General features: G+C 68.1%; 19 protein-coding genes. 10 read left to right on the top strand and 9 right to left on the bottom strand.

What is annotated here, in order from left to right:
• Positions 1 to 72 precede the first annotated feature (72 nt).
• Together JOF29_RS08515 and JOF29_RS08510 are read left to right on the top strand one after the other, a co-directional pair.
• Positions 73 to 465, top strand: coding sequence for an ATP-binding protein (locus JOF29_RS08515; RefSeq protein ID WP_209693669.1), 393 nt, complete (start codon positions 73 to 75; stop codon positions 463 to 465).
• On the top strand, positions 462 to 1,241 hold the full coding sequence (locus tag JOF29_RS08510; protein ID WP_209693668.1) for an RNA polymerase sigma factor SigF: 780 nt from the start codon (positions 462 to 464) through the stop codon (positions 1,239 to 1,241). Before JOF29_RS08515 ends, JOF29_RS08510 begins: the two co-directional genes overlap by 4 nt.
• A 2-nt stretch (positions 1,242 to 1,243) precedes the next feature.
• On the opposite strand, the gene JOF29_RS08505 is transcribed toward JOF29_RS08510, so the two are convergent.
• Entirely contained in the window at positions 1,244 to 1,576 is a 333-nt protein-coding gene (locus tag JOF29_RS08505) for a DUF1266 domain-containing protein (protein WP_209693667.1), read from the bottom strand.
• Positions 1,577 to 2,059: 483 nt separating this feature from the next.
• Here JOF29_RS08505 and JOF29_RS08500 point away from each other — a divergent pair, with 483 nt between their 5' ends.
• Positions 2,060 to 2,311, top strand: a complete 252-nt coding sequence (locus tag JOF29_RS08500) for a WhiB family transcriptional regulator (RefSeq protein WP_130383822.1) — start codon at positions 2,060 to 2,062, stop codon at positions 2,309 to 2,311.
• Between the two features lie 107 nt (positions 2,312 to 2,418).
• Here JOF29_RS08500 and JOF29_RS08495 read toward each other — a convergent pair whose 3' ends face one another.
• On the bottom strand, positions 2,419 to 3,897 hold the full coding sequence (locus tag JOF29_RS08495; protein WP_209693666.1) for a sensor histidine kinase: 1,479 nt from the start codon (positions 3,895 to 3,897) through the stop codon (positions 2,419 to 2,421).
• A 105-nt stretch (positions 3,898 to 4,002) separates the two neighbouring features.
• On the opposite strand from JOF29_RS08495, the gene JOF29_RS08490 reads away from it, so the two are divergent.
• Positions 4,003 to 4,905 (top strand): DUF2785 domain-containing protein, encoded by a 903-nt coding sequence (locus JOF29_RS08490; protein WP_209693665.1) that lies wholly within the window; start codon positions 4,003 to 4,005, stop codon positions 4,903 to 4,905.
• Here the strand turns inward: JOF29_RS08490 and JOF29_RS08485 are convergent.
• Complete coding sequence (locus JOF29_RS08485; RefSeq protein ID WP_209693664.1) at positions 4,902 to 5,870, bottom strand: endonuclease/exonuclease/phosphatase family protein; 969 nt, start codon at positions 5,868 to 5,870, stop codon at positions 4,902 to 4,904. The two genes, JOF29_RS08490 and JOF29_RS08485, sit on opposite strands and share 4 nt — an antisense overlap.
• A gap of 84 nt (positions 5,871 to 5,954) precedes the next feature.
• Here JOF29_RS08485 and JOF29_RS08480 point away from each other — a divergent pair, with 84 nt between their 5' ends.
• The 3 genes from JOF29_RS08480 to JOF29_RS08470 all read left to right on the top strand — a co-directional run bounded on the left by JOF29_RS08480 (position 5,955) and on the right by JOF29_RS08470 (position 8,642).
• Positions 5,955 to 6,221, top strand: a complete 267-nt coding sequence (locus JOF29_RS08480) for a DUF3311 domain-containing protein (RefSeq protein WP_209693663.1) — start codon at positions 5,955 to 5,957, stop codon at positions 6,219 to 6,221.
• Positions 6,218 to 7,849, top strand: a complete 1,632-nt coding sequence (gene mctP, locus JOF29_RS08475) for a monocarboxylate uptake permease MctP (RefSeq protein ID WP_425557266.1) — start codon at positions 6,218 to 6,220, stop codon at positions 7,847 to 7,849. Before JOF29_RS08480 ends, mctP begins: the two co-directional genes overlap by 4 nt.
• Before the next feature lie 118 nt (positions 7,850 to 7,967).
• Entirely contained in the window at positions 7,968 to 8,642 is a 675-nt protein-coding gene (locus tag JOF29_RS08470) for a DUF5317 domain-containing protein (RefSeq protein WP_307863213.1), read from the top strand.
• On the opposite strand, the gene JOF29_RS08465 is transcribed toward JOF29_RS08470, so the two are convergent.
• Together JOF29_RS08465 and JOF29_RS08460 are read right to left on the bottom strand one after the other, a co-directional pair.
• Complete coding sequence (locus JOF29_RS08465; RefSeq protein ID WP_307863212.1) at positions 8,604 to 9,887, bottom strand: HD-GYP domain-containing protein; 1,284 nt, start codon at positions 9,885 to 9,887, stop codon at positions 8,604 to 8,606. The two genes, JOF29_RS08470 and JOF29_RS08465, sit on opposite strands and share 39 nt — an antisense overlap.
• Entirely contained in the window at positions 9,884 to 11,041 is a 1,158-nt protein-coding gene (locus JOF29_RS08460) for an HD-GYP domain-containing protein (protein WP_245357506.1), read from the bottom strand. The genes JOF29_RS08465 and JOF29_RS08460 overlap by 4 nt, the downstream gene beginning before the upstream one ends.
• 471 nt (positions 11,042 to 11,512) lie before the next feature.
• On the opposite strand from JOF29_RS08460, the gene JOF29_RS45895 reads away from it, so the two are divergent.
• Positions 11,513 to 11,587, top strand: a complete 75-nt coding sequence (locus JOF29_RS45895; protein WP_369759046.1) for a 50S ribosomal protein bL37 — start codon at positions 11,513 to 11,515, stop codon at positions 11,585 to 11,587.
• A gap of 278 nt (positions 11,588 to 11,865) precedes the next feature.
• The gene (locus tag JOF29_RS08455; RefSeq protein WP_209693661.1) at positions 11,866 to 14,319 is read left to right on the top strand and encodes an XRE family transcriptional regulator; all 2,454 of its coding nucleotides are present in this window, start codon (positions 11,866 to 11,868) and stop codon (positions 14,317 to 14,319) included.
• Between the two features lie 11 nt (positions 14,320 to 14,330).
• Here the strand turns inward: JOF29_RS08455 and rsrA are convergent, their stop codons facing one another.
• From rsrA to JOF29_RS08435, 4 genes are all read right to left on the bottom strand, one after another.
• Positions 14,331 to 14,609 (bottom strand): mycothiol system anti-sigma-R factor, encoded by a 279-nt coding sequence (gene rsrA / locus JOF29_RS08450; RefSeq protein WP_209693660.1) that lies wholly within the window; start codon positions 14,607 to 14,609, stop codon positions 14,331 to 14,333.
• Complete coding sequence (locus JOF29_RS08445) at positions 14,606 to 15,286, bottom strand: sigma-70 family RNA polymerase sigma factor (RefSeq protein WP_245357505.1); 681 nt, start codon at positions 15,284 to 15,286, stop codon at positions 14,606 to 14,608. The genes rsrA and JOF29_RS08445 overlap by 4 nt, the downstream gene beginning before the upstream one ends.
• Before the next feature lie 104 nt (positions 15,287 to 15,390).
• Positions 15,391 to 16,032, bottom strand: coding sequence for an alpha/beta hydrolase family protein (locus JOF29_RS08440; RefSeq protein ID WP_209693659.1), 642 nt, complete (start codon positions 16,030 to 16,032; stop codon positions 15,391 to 15,393).
• Positions 16,033 to 16,068: 36 nt separating this feature from the next.
• The gene (locus JOF29_RS08435) at positions 16,069 to 16,854 is read right to left on the bottom strand and encodes an SOS response-associated peptidase (protein WP_209693658.1); all 786 of its coding nucleotides are present in this window, start codon (positions 16,852 to 16,854) and stop codon (positions 16,069 to 16,071) included.
• Between the two features lie 78 nt (positions 16,855 to 16,932).
• On the opposite strand from JOF29_RS08435, the gene JOF29_RS08430 reads away from it, so the two are divergent.
• Positions 16,933 to 17,385: a MarR family winged helix-turn-helix transcriptional regulator gene (locus JOF29_RS08430; RefSeq protein WP_245357504.1), complete on the top strand. Its 453-nt coding sequence runs from the start codon at positions 16,933 to 16,935 to the stop codon at positions 17,383 to 17,385.
• Positions 17,386 to 17,387: the final 2 nt, after the last annotated feature.

Here is a 17,387-nt window from a genome sequence, read left to right as displayed (position 1 = left end):
AGGGAAGGCCGGGAGTCACAGCCCCATGACCACGCCGGCGCCGAAGGCCCGGCCGATAACACAGGAGACGATGTGAGCAGCACTGGAGGAGCCGCCGAGGTTCGCCTGAGTATCCCGGCGGACAGTGCGTACATCGCCGTACCGCGGTCGGTGGTAGGTAACCTCGCGGCCCGCAACGACTTCACGCTGGACGCGATCGACGACCTGCGGATCGCGGTCGACGAGGCGTGCGCGCTGCTGCTGCCGCAGTCGGCGGACGGGGTGCTGGAGTGCGTGTTCCAGATCGCGCCGCCGCAGCTGACGGTGCGGACGAGTGCCGTCGTACCGAACGGCTGGCGGCCGGACACCACGTCCTTCGGCTGGACCGTGCTGACCGCGCTCGTGGAATCGGCCGCCGCGGAGACCATCGACGGCCGGCTGACGATCACCGTGACGGCCACCGCCACCGCCACGGAGAGCCTGTGAGTGACGAACAGGCCCAAGAGTCCCCAGATCTACGCACCCGGACCGCGGACCTGTTCCGGCAGATGGCCGCCGGCCCACTCGACCCGGCGTACCCGGTGGCGCGCGGCGGCCTGGTCGCGCTGCACATGCCGCTGGTGGAGCACCTGGCCCGCCGGTTCCGGAACCGGGGCGAGCCGTACGACGACCTGGTCCAGGTGGCGACGATCGGGCTGATCAAGGCGATCGACCGGTTCGACTCCGACCGCGGGGTGGAGTTCTCGACGTACGCGACGCCGACGATCCTCGGCGAGATCAAGCGGTACTTCCGGGACAAGGGCTGGGCGATCCGGGTGCCGCGGCGGCTGCAGGAGCTGCGGCTGTCGCTGACCGCCGCGACCGCGGAGCTGACCCAGGAGCTCGGCCGGGCGCCGACGGTGGCGGAGCTGTCCGACCGGCTCGGGCTGTCGCCGGACCTGGTGATCGAGGGCCTGGAGTCCGCGAACGCGTACAACACCTTGTCCCTGGACGCTCCCGATCAGAACGAGACCGACGCGACCACTGTGCTGGACGGGCTCGGCGGCGAGGACGAGGCGCTGGAGAGCGTCGAGTACCGGGAGTCCCTGAAGCCGCTGCTGGCCCAGCTGGACACCCGGGAGAAGCGGATCCTGACGCTGCGGTTCTTCCGCGGGATGACGCAGTCCCAGATCGCCGAGGAGATCGGGATCTCGCAGATGCACGTCTCCCGGCTGCTCGCCCGGACCCTCACCGAACTCCGGACGGGACTGCTCAAGGAGTAACGCTAAAGCACGTGATCGTTGGAGTCACCAGCGGTCAGGGCCTCGGTGGAGGCCTTCTGGAAAACGCAGACCAGGATCGCGACGGCGAGTACGGCGAGGCCGGCGGCGACGGCCTTGGATCCGCCGTCCCACAGGCTGTACGCGATCAGGAGCTGGATCAGCTGGGTGAACACCGTCGGCCCGCGGCTCCAGCGTGCGGCCTTCCAGAGACCTCGGACGGCGACGAAGACGAGGCCCACGCCGTACACCAGGAAGAAGCCGGTGGTGGTGAGTCCGAGCACCAGCCGGGAGCTGTTGACCGTCAAGGCTTGGGCAATTCCGAGAACGATGAGCACAACCCCTTCCACAGCGACCACTGCCGCAGCTAACTTGAGCGGTCTCGGGACGGCGGCAACTGGGGAGTCGGTCGGCACTTCGCCAGCATAGGGGTGTCGGTTGGCCCCCTAGGTGCCCGCCCCGGGGAAGTCCGGACCTCCTGCCCCACAGGGATTTGAGGTTCTGCGTAACCAAAAGATGGTTGGAACGGTTACCTGCAGTGAACGGGTACTTGCAGACGGGCCGCTTCGTCCGATAACCGGATGGAGAGAGCCGCTGCGTGCCGGTTCGGAGTGTTAAGGAAGCGTTGTGATCGGATCGACAACTCAATAACCCTTGTTTCGATCCGCCAAGATTGGGAACATGGTCTCGTTCGTGAAAGCGTTCACAACAAGACGCGGCACCAAACCCCGTGCCTCACGAACCGACGAGTACAGCACCGCTGATCGGGCACAGACCTACCCGGCAGCATACGTCAACTACTGAGAGAGATGGGATCCGCCATGGATTGGCGCCACCGGGCCGTATGCCTCGACGAGGACCCGGAACTGTTCTTCCCCATCGGCAACACCGGGCCCGCGATCATGCAGATCGAGGAGGCCAAGCAGGTGTGCCGACGCTGCGACGTGCGTGAGCAGTGCCTGGCATGGGCGCTGGAAGCCGGCCAGGACCACGGTGTGTGGGGCGGCCTGAGCGAGGACGAGCGTCGTGCGCTGAAGCGCCGCAACGCCCGGCAACGCATCCGCACCGCCTGATCAAGTCCTCTTCGAGGCCCCGCGGAACCCACCGCGGGGCCTTTGTGTTTCCCCGTTACGTCCGAAGATGTGAGGGTTCGCGCCCTCAGATCTTCGGACGTAACGGGTCAGTCCTTCAGCGGGATGTCCAGGGTGACCTGGGTGCCGGGCTTGCCGTCGTGGCGAGGGCCGAACTCGAGCGTTCCGTCCAGCTCGCCGATCACCAGCGTGCGGACGATGGACAGGCCGAGATTGCCGGACAGTTCGGTGTCGAAGTTCGCCGGCAGGCCCAAGCCGTCGTCGAGTACGTCGATGTGCAGCCGGCCGAGCGCCCGCTCGGCGACCAGCTCGATCGTCCCGCTCGCCGCACCGGAGTCCCGTGCCCCGAACGCGTGCTCCACCGAGTTCTGCATCAGCTCGGTCAGCACCATCGCCAGCGGCGTCGCCACCTCGGAGTCCAGTACGCCGAAGGACCCGCTGCGGCGCGTCTCCACCGTGGTCGCGACCGTCGACACGTCCGCGACCATCGCCCCGACCCGGTCCGCGACGTCGTCGAAGTCCACGTGCTCGTCGAACGACTCCGACAGCGTCTCGTGCACGATCGCGATCGACCCGACCCGGCGTACCGCCTCGGCGAGCGCGTCCTGTCCTTCCGGCACCGTGATCCTTCGGGCCTGCATCCGGAGTAACGCGGCGACCGTCTGCAAGTTGTTCTTGACGCGATGATGAATCTCCCGGATGGTCGCCTCCTTGGTGACCAGCTCCCGTTCCCTGCTGCGCAGCTCCGTCACGTCCCGGAGCAGGATCAGCGCCCCCACGTGCTGGCCGTCGGCCCGCAGCGGGATCGCCCGCAGGAACAGCGTCGCATCGGCGTTCTCGATCTCGATCTCCTTGGCGGCCCGCCCGGTGACCACCGACGCGAGCACGTCGTCGACCTTGCGTCCGGAATGCAGCAGCTCCGCGGTGATGTCCTTCAGCCGGGAGCCGACCAGATCGGTCACCAGCCCCATTCGCCGGTACGCCGACAACGCGTTCGGGCTGGCGAACGTCACCATGCCGTGCCGATCGACCCGGATACAGCCGTCACCGACCCGTGGGGTGGTGGACAGCAGCCGTTCGCCGCCGTACGGGAAGATGCCGTCGGTGATCATCCGGGCCAGGTCCGTCGCGCTCTGCAGGTACGCGATCTCCAGCCGGGACGGGGTCCGGACGCCGAGCAGGTTGGTGTTCCGCGCGATCACCGCGATCACCCGGGAGCCCCGGCGGACCGGGATCGTCTCGACCCGGACCGGTACGTCGTCGCGCCATTCCGGGTCGCCCTCCCGGCAGATCCGGCCGCCGTCGTACGCCTGGTCCAGCAGGTGCCGGCGGCCGCGCGGGATGAAGCTGCCGACGATGTCGTCGAGGTACGCCGTGGGTCCGGTCGTCGGGCGCATCTGCGCACCCGCCCAGAACCCCAGCCCCTCGGTGTCCGGCAGCCAGAGCACCAGGTCGGCGAACGACAGGTCGGCCAGCATCTGCCAGTCCGAGACGAGCAGTTGCAGACGGTCCAGGTCGGCCTGGTCGAGCGTGGTGTGGTTGCGCGCCACATCGGTCAAAGACGGCACGGTCCGATGCTACCGATTCGCTTATACCAGGCCGACTAGTGGTCCGCTCGACAAGTTGGCGTGTGTGGGTGTTGATTGAACAGCGACAGATGAAAGGATGGTCGGGTGGAGTCGACGTACTGGCAGGACGTGATGGCCGCGGACTACGCGGTACCGCACGACCGTACGCTGACCGAGCTCACCGAGGAGCTGGTCCGCGGTCTGGCCAGCACCAACCCGCAGGTCCGTGACGCCCTGGCCTACCCGACGCTCGCCACCTGGCTCGAGCGCGGGGTGTACGACGATCTGCTGCCCGGCTTCGGGGACGGCCTGTGCGCCGGACTGAACTACGGGCTCGGTGAGGACGGTACCGACACGGTCTTCCGGCGCTCGTTCACCGCGCTGACGCTGGCGGAGGTGATCCACCGCGACAACGCCGAGTTCCTGGTGCACGACGAGGTGGTGATGCGCTGGGGCGACCGGCTGGCGACCTGGCTGCTGCGCGAGCGCGACCTGCGCGGCTACGTGCAGGACTGCGGGTGGGCGCATGCCGTTGCCCACGGCGCCGACGCGATCGGCGCGCTGGCCCGGTCCCGGCACTGCGACGCCGGCGTACTGCGGGCACTGCTCGACGTGCTCGCGGACCGGATCGTCAAGGACACGCCGTACCGCTGGGTGCACGAGGAGCACGACCGGGTGGCGCATGCGGTGATGACGGTCCTGCACCGGAACATGCTGACCAGCGACGAGCTCGAGCGCTGGCTGAAGCCGATCGCGGCGACCGCGGGGCAGCAGCCGTTGATGCACGAGACGCTCCCGGAGTGGCCGTCGCCGAACGTGTTCAACGCCCGCGGCGTCCTGCACGTCCTGCTCAGCCAGCTCGCGATCGGGGTCAAGGGCTTCCCGATTCCCGGCGACGACGAGCTGTTCGGCCGCCCGATCGAGGCCCGCGCGGACCTGCTGCTGATGCTGACCGAAGCGGTGCAGGCCTCGCAGCCGTACATCTACCGGCCCGCGGCGACGTCCTAGGTCTTCAGCGCGATCGTCGCGACCACGGCCCGGTGGTCCGTTCCGTGGATCGAGTACGTCGTGAAGGTCCCCGGCTCGAACTGTCTCGTCACCACGACGTGATCGATCTGCGTCCGCAGTACGGCGGGCTGATCCGCCGGCCAGGTGCCGTCCAGCCCACCACCGACCGACGGCCCGACGCTGCGGCAGTAACCGCCCAGCGCGGAACGCAAGTACGCATGGTCGACGGTCGCGTTGTAGTCGCCCGCGATCACCGTCGGCGGATCCTGCGAGCACCACTCGCGGACCTTCAGCAGGTCGTGTGCCCAGGTCGCCACGGCGTCCGGCAGCGGCGGGTAGCCGTGGTACGCGATCAACCGGACCGCCCCGAGGTTCCCACCGGTCACGACGATGTTCCCGAACGTCGTCCCGGGCTCGGAGGCGAACGCGACGCCGCCGAGCGCCGGTGACACCAGCACACTCGTCGCACTCGGCGCGGCACTGCTCGGCTGGTCCGTATATCCCTTGTACTGCTGGTCCGGCAGCAGCGCACGGATCTTCTCGCGGACGTCGGCCTGTGCCTCGGGCAACGACACAAGATCGGGCTTCCGGTCCCGGATCAGCTGCGCCACGTCCGTGGCCCGGGCGCCGCCGCCGAACACGTTCGCGACCATGATCGTCAGCACCCGGGACCCGGCCGGTGCCGGTCGCGCGGCGGAGAACTGCCGCGGCGCGGTCAGTGCCGCACCGATCAACGCCAGTACGCCGATCAACCCCGCCGCGATCCGCCAGCCCCGCCGTACGAGCATCAGCAGGGCCAGCACCAGCACGACCGCGACGGCCTGCGGACGGAACGCGGCAACCTGCGTGAACGGGGTCAGCTCGTCGAGCCCGAACAGTTCCGGAAACAGCGGCACGGTAACGACGACGAGGAACAGTACGGACAGCACGAGCCGCCGTACGAACCATGCCTTTTCGTTACCCATGCACACACCCGATGGTCTGGTCGCTTGTCCGGACGAACGGTAGCGTGCTCCGTTGCGCCTGTGTCCCCTCCGAGGAGGTTTGCAGTGTCCCGATTGTCCGCGATCAGACCCGTGTACTGGATCTCCGGTGTACTCCTGGTGGTGGCTGTCGTCGTACCGCTCCTGGTGCCGACGTACGCCAAGAAGGACCCGCACCTGTGGGGTTTCCCGTTCTTCTACTGGTACCAGCTGCTCTGGGTCTTCCTGTCCGCGATCCTGGTCAGCATCAGTTACCGCCTGCTCCGCGCCGAGGAGCGCCGACGCCGGGCCGAGCAGGGCCTGGGCGACCCGGAGAAGGACGGTGACCAGTGAACACCAAGGTCGACTGGGTGCAGCTGATCATCGTCGTGGTGATCTTCGCCGGCGTTACCGCGATGGGCTTCATGGCCGCTCGCTGGCGGCGCACCGGCAACCTCGACACCCTCGACGAGTGGGGTCTGGGCGGTCGCGGTTTCGGTACTTTCATCACCTGGTTCCTGCTCGGCGGCGACCTGTACACGGCGTACACGTTCATCGCCGTACCGGCGGCCATGTACGCCACCGGTGCGATCAGCGGGTTCTTCGCGGTGCCGTACACGATCGTCGCGTACCCGATCGTGTTCGTGTTCATGGCCCGGTTGTGGTCGGTCTCGCACCGGCACGGGTACGTGACGCCGGCCGACTTCGTGCAGGGGCGCTACGGCAGCAAGCTGCTCTCGCTGGCGGTCGCGGTCACGGGCATCCTGGCCCTGATGCCGTACATCGCGCTGCAGCTGGTCGGCATGCAGGCCGTCTTCGAGACGATGGGCCTCGGCGGCAACAACACGCTGGCCAAGGACCTCCCGCTGCTGATCGCGTTCGCCGTCCTCGCGGCGTACACGTACTCGTCGGGGCTGCGGGCACCGGCGATGATCGCGTTCGTCAAGGACTTCCTGATCTACATCGTGATCCTGGTCGCGATCTTCTACCTGCCGCACGTGCTCGGCGGCTGGGACGCGATCTTCCACGCGGCGCAGGACAAGATGGCCAAGCCGAACCAGGTGACCGGCAAGCCGACCGGGTCGTTCATCCCGACCGACGCGGGCTACGTGTCCTACTGGACGCTGGGCCTCGGTTCCGCGATGGCGCTGTTCATGTACCCGCACTCGGTGACGGCCGTGCTGTCGACGAAGACGCGGAACGTCGTACGGCGCAACGCCGCCATCCTCCCGGCGTACTCGCTGCTGCTCGGGCTGCTCGCCCTGCTCGGCTTCATGGCGATCAAGGCGAACGTCAACGTGAAGGGCCTGGACGGGCTGGCGAACCCGCAGCTGGCGATCCCGCGGCTGTTCGACCAGGAGTTCCCGTCCTGGTTCGCGGGGATCGCGTTCGCGGCGATCGCGGTCGGCGCGCTGGTGCCGGCGGCGATCATGTCGATCGCGGCGGCGAACCTGTTCACCCGGAACATCTACCGCGCCTTCATCAAGCCTTCCGCCACGCCGGCACAGGAAGCCAAGGTGTCCAAGCTCGCCTCCCTCCTGGTGAAGGTCGGCGCGCTGGTGTTCGTGCTCGGGATGGACAAGACGATCGCGCTGAACCTGCAACTGCTCGGCGGCATCTGGATCCTGCAGACGTTCCCGGCGATCGTGGTCGGGCTCTACACCCGCTGGTTCCACCGGTACGCGTTGCTGGCCGGCTGGGCGGTGGCGATGGTGTTCGGCACGGTGTCGGCGTACAACGTGGTGAACCCGGCGACCAAGAAGCACTTCGGCGGATCGCTGGCGAACATCCCGTTCACCCACACGCCGGCGTACATCGCGCTGACCGCGTTCGTGATCAACGTGATCGTGGTCGTGGTGCTGACGTTCGTACTGCGGGCCGCGAAGGTCGCGGACGGGCAGGACACCACGCACCCGTCGGACTACACCGCGGACCGGGGCGACCCGGGCGTGGCCGACGTGATCGAACCTGCGAAGTCCTGACAGCAGTGACGGCGGCGGTCCGGGAGTCCCGGGCCGCCGCTACTTTTTGCGGTTAAGTCGACACGCTGCGGGGTCAGCTTGCCCGGTTTCGGGCCGCTGATTCGGCAGAATCACACCCGTGCTGCTGGTCCTCCTCGTCATGGTTCTCGCTGCCGGGGCGGCGCTCGCGACCGGCGGACGGTTCGGCAACCTGGCCGGCAAGACGTTGAGCGGCCTGCACTGGCTCGCCGCGGCAGCGATCGGCCAACTGCTCGGCTCGCTCTTCGGCGGTACGGCGTACCCCGTCGGCCTGATCGGATCCGCGGTCTGCATCGCGGTCTTCCTGCGGCTGAACCTGCGGCATCCCGGGGTCGGCCTGCTGGCGTTGGGGTTCTTCTGCAACGCCGTCGTGGTCGCGCTGAACGGCGCGATGCCGGTGTCGCTGCGAGCGCTGGAACGCGCCGGCATCGGCGGCGCGGTGATCGCCGACGCCCGTCACGAGCTCGCCGGTACGTCGACCCGGCTGCCCTGGCTCGGCGACGTCGTACCCGTGGCCCTTCCCGGGCTCGGGCAGGCGATCAGCCCCGGCGACCTGCTGATCGCGGCCGGCGCCGGGCTTCTGCTGTACGCCGGGATGGGCGCCACCGGCCGCGTACCGGCAACGACCGCGCCGATCTGGGACGACCTCGAACCGTGCGCCGGCACCCCCGCCCTGCTGCACCTCTCCCCCGAGGCCGACCGCGAACTGTCGGCAGCCTCACGGTCTTCAGGACCTTCAGAATCGGAAGCCGCGCCCGACGACCCGCCGCAGTGACTCCACCACCACCGGGTCGTACTCCGCCCCGATCCCCAGCCCGATCGACTCCATCGCCTTGTCCGGCGACTGCCCCGACCCTTCCCCCACCAGCTGCTCGTACGCCAGCGCGACGTTCACGATCCCGCTCTCCACCGGAATCGACGAGTCGTTCGCCCGCCCGTGCCGGTACGGATCGTTGGAGTGCCGCACGATCTCCGCCACATGATCCAGCACCCCCGACCGCTCGATCACCGCCGCCCCGATCTCCGCCGCCCGCTGCCGCTCCTCCCGAGTCCTCAGCAACGAAGCCCCACCAGGACTGGGATCCGCCAACGCCAGCTGCCCCACCCCCGACAACAAAGCGGCATACTCCAGGGCCTCCATCCGCGCCGGCGTCAACCCCAGATCGTTGCCAATAGCCACCGCCAGCGAAGCCGTCCGCGCATTCTGCCCGGGACTACTGAACCCGGCGATCTCCGTACTCCGAGCCATCGACCGCACGGTCGTCCGGTAAGTCCGCTGCGCCGAAGCAAACCGCCGAAACGCAAACTGCGTAAGCAACAACGGCACCACAACGAGCGGGACGGCCCACAGACCCAGCAACGAAGTCCCCGCGGCCAGCAGTACGCCGCCGAGACCCATAGCCATCCCGATCTGCCCCATGACCGTCAGCTCGTCGCGCAGCGCCGCCGGGAACGGCTTGTTCTCCATCTCGGTCGACTGCCCAGCCCCGACGAGCGCGTCCACGATGCCGGCGGTCAGGACGCCGAGGAGCATTGCCAGGCACAACGGCGCCGCGTGCCGCCACGAACCGTTCCAGCCGAGGTCGGTCGGGATCACGGCGGAGAACACCAAGGCGGTACAGGCGACCGACAGTGCACGACGGCTGGAGACGACGATGTCCCACCGGAGTCCCGCGATCGCCCGCGGGCAGATCCCGATCATGGTCGCCAGCGTCGTGACGACGATGATCTGCGCCACGCTCGGCGGCGTCTCCAGCGACGGGCCCCGGAGCATCGCGTACGCCAGCGCCGCGCTGGTCGCGATCGGGGCTCGATTGCGGGTCCGGTCGACGTAGAACTGGACCATCTCGCCGATCGCGATCAGGGCGCCGAAGGTGAGCGCGAAGGCCCACTCGCTGACGCCTTCGCGGGCGGTCAGCACGCCGGAGACGAGCCCGAGCCCGAGCCCGGCCACCACGATCACGACGCCGCTGCCCATCCGCCGGACGCCGAGGTCGCCGGCCGCGTCCTGGCTCGTCACAGCGGCCCCGCGGCAGTCCCGGACGCGCCGCCGCCGCTCCCGAGGCTGAGGTCGTCGTGGTCGACGGCCATCTGGACCGTGACGTCCGGCGCGGGCTGCTCGGTGACGGGCGCTGTCCAGCCGTCCCGCCTGATCACGTCGACGAAGGCGTCGACCAGCGCCGGATCGAAGTGCGTGAGTTTGTCGTTGGTGAGGATCGCGAGAGTCTCGTTCACGGTCCGTGCCGGCCGGTACGACCGGGTCGAGGTCAGCGAGTCGAAGGCGTCGACGATGCCGATGATGCGGGCGAAGTACGGAATGTTGGGGCCGCTGAGGCCGGCCGGGTAACCGGTGCCGTCGTACTTCTCGTGGTGATGCAGCACCGCGGACTTCACTTCCTCCAGGAACGGGATGTTCCCGATCAGCTCGACGCCGCGCGCCGGATGCAGCCGGATGGCGTCCATCTCGGTGTCGTCGAGCTTCCCCGGCTTGCGGATGATCCTGGTCGGTACGCCGACCTTGCCGACGTCGTGCAGGAGGCCGGCGTTCTCCAGCGCGGCCTGCCGATCGGGTGGCAGCCGGAGGTGCCGGCCGAGCATCCCGACGCCCTCACTGACCCGCTCGGAATGACCGCGGGTGTAGAGATCCTTGGTCTCGATGACCTGGATGAACGCGCGTAGCGTCGCGGCCTGGGCGTTCTTCTCGACCTCGTACTGCGACAGGGCCCAGCGGGCGAACAGCAACGGCACGAGGACCAGCAGACCGGCCACCGGCCCGAGCCCACCGAGCCAGACGACCGCGAGCAGCAGGCCGAGAAAGCCGTAACCCGCCATCGGCAGGAAGGTCGGAACGACGACCTGGCGGAGGAAATCGAGAGGGCTGGCCTTGCCGTCGATCCAGATCACGAGGCATACCAGCGCCGCGTTCGCGATGTGCAGAGCGATAGTCGCAGCCATGGTGGCAGCGATCGCCCGGAACTCGTGGTCGAGTGCCGTGTCCCCGATCGGGCCGTTCGCCAGCGAGTAGGCGATACCACCGGCCGCGGTAGACAGGACGCGCTGGGCGACATTGAAGGTCCGGCGTTCCCACGGCAATCGCCGGCGAAGCTGCGGCAGGTACGCAACCGCGGCGGCGATGACAGCTGCCCAGGGACCGCTGATGACATAGACCGTCATCAGGACAACAGAGTCCAGTGAGGCGAGATAACTACTTCCGACAGAGAACCGGAGAAAGCCGCCGATCAGCATCAACAGACAGAGTGCGCACAGCGTCCAGATGTCCGTGACATGCGTAACAGCCAGCGCAAGGATGCCGACGGCCAGAAGGGATGCAGCAGAGACGAAGACACGAAGAGCTCGGTGCCTCATGCCTCGACCACCCTGCTTCCGTCCGGAATGCCGGATCACCAGTCCCAGAAGTCGCCGCTCATGATACGTCACCTCCTATCAGCGTTCGCAGTCTTACGCCCCGCAGATCAAGCGGGGCGTAGGGGGCCAGACAGCAAGTCGCTGACTCATAGGTATTTTGCTCTTACCTGCTGCGCCGAAACACTGTAAGCCCGATCGCGACTGGCCGCCGACTACGACGGGAGCGGCTGTGGTATGAGAGACTGTGACTCTTTGCAGTTGTTTCAAGGAGGCTTAGGAATGGGAAAGACTGGCCGGAAGCGCCGTGCACGCAAGAAGAAGGGCGCTAACCACGGCAAGCGCCCGAACGCCTGACTCAGGCGGCTACAGACAGCGAGGACCTCGGAGAAATCCGGGGTCTTTGCGATTTGGTCACAGCTTTACAGCAGACCAGCTAAACAGAGGTCCTGTATTCGGAGAGTCTCCGGCCGCATACTGAATGCGATCCTTCAAACGACCGTTGGGTATTCGCGGTCAGACTCGGCGGACCTGTGGACAACGGCCACCGCTCGTCGGCAGATCCCCCTACAGTTGGGTCCGGAGGTTTCCGGTACTGACCGATATCGGGTCAGGGATCCAAGGAGGGTGAGGGAGTGAGCGAGCCGGCTGCGCCGACACTGAGCGAGCTGCTCCGTACCTTCCGTGCTCGCGCCGGGCTCACCCAGGCCGCTCTCGCCGAGCGCGCCGGCCTCAGCGAGCAGGCGATCAGCGTCCTCGAACGCGGCACCCGCAGCCGCCCCCGCGCGGACACGGTCCGGGCCCTGACCCAGGCACTGGCCCTCACACCCACCGAAGCCGACCAGTTCCGCACAATTGCCCGCGGCAAGCTCGGCACACCACGAACGCCGCCGAAGGACCCCGCAGCCGACCAGGTCCCGACCCCTTGGCAACTACCTCCGGCGGCCCCGGACTTCACCGGCCGATCCGCCCAGATCGACGCAATCCTTTCTGTACTTCGGGATCCGTCGGCCGTCGGGCTGGTCACCATCACCGGGATGGGCGGCATCGGCAAGATCACACTGGCCGTCCACGCCGCACACAAGCTGGCCGACAGCTACCCGGACGGCCACCTCTACCTGAACCTTCGCGGCTACGGTCCCGGCGAGCCGATGACTCCGACGGACGCCCAGCGTCACCTGCTGCGCTCGCTCGGTTCCGACGTCGCTTCGATCCCCGACAACGTCGACGAGGCCACTGCCCTGTTACGTTCCCAGCTCGCCGGCCGGCGAGTGCTCCTGCTGCTGGACAACGTCGCGGACGTCGCCCAGGTGTTGCCGTTGCTGCCCGGTCATGCGGGATCCGCGGCGATCATCACCAGCCGCGGTTCGCTGGCCAACCTGCACGGCGCCCGGCACATCCTTCTCGACGCGCTGTCGGAGTCGGAGTCGGTCGACCTGCTGGCCGGGGTGGTCGGGCAGAACCGGGTAGCGGCGGAGCCCGACGCCACTCGCGTCCTGGCCTCCTACTCCGGCCGCCTGCCGCTGGCAATCCGGCTCGTCGCAGGCCGGCTGGCGACCCGGCCGACCTGGCCCATCCAGCATTTCGTCGAACTGCTGCAGGACGAGGGGCGTCGGCTCGACAGCCTCGGCTCCGACGAAACAGGGGTCCGCGCCAGCATCGCAAGCTCAGTCCAGTTCCTGGAGACCAGCGACCGAGACCTCGATCGGCAGGCAGCGGCTGCCCTGCCCTGGCTGGCGATCCCGGACGGATCCGACATCACCACCGGTGTCGCCGCCGCGCTGCTCGAGCTCCCGTTGCGCCGTGCGAATGCCATCGTCGAGCGCCTCGTCGACCTCAACCTGCTGGAGTCCGTTGCCCCGACGCGTTATCGGTTCCACGACCTGATCCGCGCCTACGGCCGAGAGGTCGCCAACCAGACCCTGAGCCAGTTCGAGCGCGAGAAGGGCCTCGCTCGCGTTCTCCGGCTGTACGCCGAGGCTGCCTGGATCTGCCAATCGCTCACGCATCCGGCCAACCCGCGACTCCCGTTGGGGACTGTCGGCAGCAGCGGCCTGCTACCGACATTCAGCAGCCGGGAGGCGAGTCTGCGCTGGCTGGACGCGGAGCAGCGGAACCTCATGGACCGCTTCCGGCAGGCGCGACAGACCAGCCTGGCGAGCAGTGTGCTGCTCGCAGAGCTGTCGCTCGCCCTTTTCGGCTATCACGAGTCCCGTCGACGCTGGCAGGAGATGCGCGAGCTGGGCGCCGGCGCCATCGAGCTCGCGCAACGGCACGATCGACCCGGGACCGCCGCCTGGCTGCAGCACGACGGCGCCATCCCGGATGCGGAATCCGGCGCCGTCGGTGCGGCGGTCGCCCAGATTCAGATCGCGCTGGAGATGTTCTCGGAGGTCGACGACCTCTTCGGCCAGGCACGCTGCACGTCGTCGCTGGCCTACTTGCTCGGCTTGGAAGGACAGATCGAGGATGCGCTGGCCTACGGCCGGATTGCCCTCGCTCTGAGTCGTACCATCCAGGACCCGACTCTGGAGGGCGTCTCGCTCACCGCGGTCGGCGGGCTCTACGACCGGACCGGCGACTTCGCCGCGGCCGACGAAGCATTTGCCGAGGGCATCGCATTGGCCGAGCGGGCCAACGACACGCGAGGGATCTTCAAGCGGTACCTCAATGCCGCCTTCGTCCACGTCCAGGTGGGGCGGTATCAGGACGCCGAGCGGATGGCGGGGCGGGCCCTGTACGTCGTCGAGCAGGCAGGCGACTCCACGTTCCAGGCCGAGAGCCACCATCTGCTCGCCATCGCGCACGCCGCCCAGGGCAAGTTCAGCACCGCGGCCGCCCACATCGAGGCCGGCCTGCAGACGGCTCGGGTGTCCCGGGATGTCGAGCGCGAGGGCCGGCTGTATGTCGAACTTGCCAGAATCACCGCGGCCCGTGGCGATCGCTCCACCGCTGCCGAGCAATTGAACGCTGCACTCACGGCGCTCAGGAATGGCTCCGAGGTTTACTACAAGGACGCCCGCGAGCTACTGGAAAAGCTTCATCGCGGCGAAATCGACAGCTACGAGATCGTTGCCTACGTGATCTGAGCTGGGCCGAATCAGTCCGTGGTGGTGATGGTCGTTTCGATTTGGATTTGGGTTAGGCGGAGGAGGATTCTTTGGCGGAGGGCGTCGGGGGCGTGGTCGGAGCCGCAGGAGCGGTGGACCAGTTTCTTGACGCAGCGTTCCAGGTCGTACTCGTCGAGGCAGGGGGCGCACTCTTCGAGGTGCTGGCGGATCTCGTCGGAACTGGCGTCCGCGAGTTCGTTGTCGATGAAGACGTAGACCCGCTGCAGGATCTCTCCGCAGTCGACGTCGTGGTGCTCGCCGCAGCTCACGACTCCTCCTTCTCCGCAACTTCACCGGTGCTGGACACCGACGCGGTCGCGTCCGTGCTGTCGTCCGGGGCGGTTGCGTCCTTGCTCTCGTCGTCCGGGATCAGGCCGCGGTCCCGGGCGTAGTCGCCGAGCAGCTCACGGAGCTGGCGCCGGCCACGGTGCAGCCGCGACATCACGGTGCCGACCGGTGTGCCCATGATCTCGGCGATCTCCTTGTAGGCAAAGCCTTCGACGTCGGCCAGGTACACGGCCAGCCGGAAGTCCTCCGGGATGGCCTGCAGGGCGGACTTCACGTCGGAGTCGGGCAGGTGCTCGAGGGCGACCGCCTCGGCCGACTTCAGCCCACCGGGAGTGTGCGACTCGGCGGCGGTCAGCTGCCAGTCCTCGATCTCCTCGGTCGGCGACTGCGTCGGCTGCCGCTGACGCTTCCGGTATCCGTTGATGAAGGTGTTCGTCAGGATCCGGTACAGCCAGGCCTTCAGGTTGGTGCCCGGTGTGAACTGGTGGAACGAGCTGTACGCCTTCGCGAAGGTGTCCTGCACCAGGTCCTCGGCGTCCGCCGGATTACGCGTCATCCGCATCGCCGCGGCGTACATCTGGTCCAGGAACGGCAGCGCCTCGCGCTCGAACCGCGCGGTGCGCTGCTCGGGTGTCTCGGTCGTGGTGGGAGTCGGCATCGTGATCGAGAATACCGGGGTCTTCCCAGAAGTCCGCGCCGGTGCCTCTCTCGTCGCCATCATGTTCGTCACAACACGCCCGGCCACGGGGGCATTCCCCAGGGTCAGCCGGACACCTCGCGACTGACCCATTCGAACACAGCTTCGACCAGCAGGTCGTACGTCTCCTGCTGGTCGAGCTCGGCCCGCTTCGGCACCTTGAAGGAGTGGTCGGCGTCCGGTACGACGGCCATCTCGGTGAGCGGCGGGAACTCCTCCGGCGTACCGAACGGGTCCCGCTCCCCCTGTACGACGAGGGTCGGCAACCCGGCGCCACGCAGCTCGTCGACCCGGGACTTCTCGGGTTTCCCCGGTGCGTGCAGCGGAAAGGCCAGGGCCAGTACGCCGGAAGCACCCAAACTACTGGCGGTACGGCAGGCCACCCGGGCGCCGGCGCTCCGCCCGCCGATCACCAGCGGCGTCCGGACCCGGAGCTGCCCGATGATCGCGATCCACGCCTCGTCCAGCACCTTGGGCGCCGGTGCAAGCTTCTTGCCGGCGCGGCGCCAGGGCTGTTCGATCAGGAACACGTTGATGTCCTGTTTCGGCAGCCGGCTCGCCAGCGCGGCGAGGTCACCCGATTCGATGCCGGCCCCGGCGCCGTGACCGAGGGCCAGCGTCGCCACCGGGCGGCGGGCGCGGTGCGCCACGATCCGGGCCTCGCCGTGCGGCGTCCGCACAATCCGTTCGTCGGTCACCCGCCCCATCCTGTCATCAGCTCCGCACAACCGCGGGCACGAAACTCAGAAGAGTGTGGTCGGGGCGTCCTGCGGGTCGTCGCCGTCGGGCGGGAGTGGGTCGACCAGGTGCGGGCCGTTGTTCTTCACCGAGCTGACCGCTTTCGAGACGGCGTACGCCTCGAGGCGGCCGGGTGCGGCCGGGACCAGCAGTTCGAGCAGGTCGTCGGGGTCCGAGGACAGCGGGTCCAGCCAGGCGTCGTACCGCTCGCGCTCGACCAGGAGCGGAATCCGGTCGTGGATCCGGCCGAGGTCGTCGGTGGCCGAGGTGGTCAGCACCGTGCACGTCCACAGCCAGGCCGCGTCCTGGTCGGGGTCGGCGACCGACTTGTCCCGCCAGATCTCGTACAGCCCGGCCATCGACAGCACGCTGCCGTCCGGCGGGTGGATGAAGTACGGCTGCTTGACCGGCTTGCCGTTCAGCTTCTCCTCGGCGGTGTACCACTCGTAGTACCCGTCGGCGGGCAGGATGCAGCGCCGGGTGGCGAACGCCTTCTTGAAGGCGGGCTTCTCCGCGACGGTCTCCATCCGGGCGTTGATCAGCCGGCTGCCGATCGAGGTGTCCTTCGCCCAGGACGGCACCAGCCCCCACTTGACCGTGGTCAGCTTCCGGACCGTGGTGTCCGGCTGCTCGCGGTCCTTGCGCTCGACCACCGCGATCACCTGGTTGGTCGGCGCGACGTTGTAGTTCTCGCCGAGCTCCTCGACCGACTCGCGCACGTTGCCGGCCTCGATCTCGAACTCGGCGACGAGGTCCGACGGGGCCCTGCTGGAGGCATACCTACCGCACATGGGGTCAGCCTAGACACCCGCATCGACTCCGGGCAGGTCACATAGTCCGATCTATATAATTGTGCCTATACTTGTCGTATGAGTACTCGGACCGCCACGATCGGCGAGGCGCTGTTCGGGCTGGCGACGGTCGCGATCCGGCGCCGACCGCGGACGCTGAGCCTGACCGCGGCCTCGGTGCTGTCGACGCTGGAGCGCACCGGCCCGCGGCGGCTCACCGACCTGGCCGTCAGTGAAGAGGTGACCCAGCCGTCGATGACCGCGCTGGTGACCCAGCTGGCAGACCAGGGCCTGGCCGAGCGCCGCCGGGACGACGCTGACGCCCGGGTCGTACTCGTCGCCATCACCACCGACGGAAGCCGCCGGCTCCGCGACATGCGGGCCGAGGGCGCCTCCACCATCGCCGACCTGATCGACAAGCTCGACGACCAGGACGCCGACGCGCTCCACGACGCCACCCCCGCACTCCTCCGCCTGATCCAGTTGGCCGGCGAGGACCAGGACAGCCGCACCCCGTTGCCGAAGAGGTGACC

Source organism: Kribbella aluminosa, from assembly GCF_017876295.1.
Classification (GTDB): domain Bacteria; phylum Actinomycetota; class Actinomycetes; order Propionibacteriales; family Kribbellaceae; genus Kribbella; species Kribbella aluminosa.
This window is presented reverse-complemented; position numbering and strand designations above follow the sequence as displayed.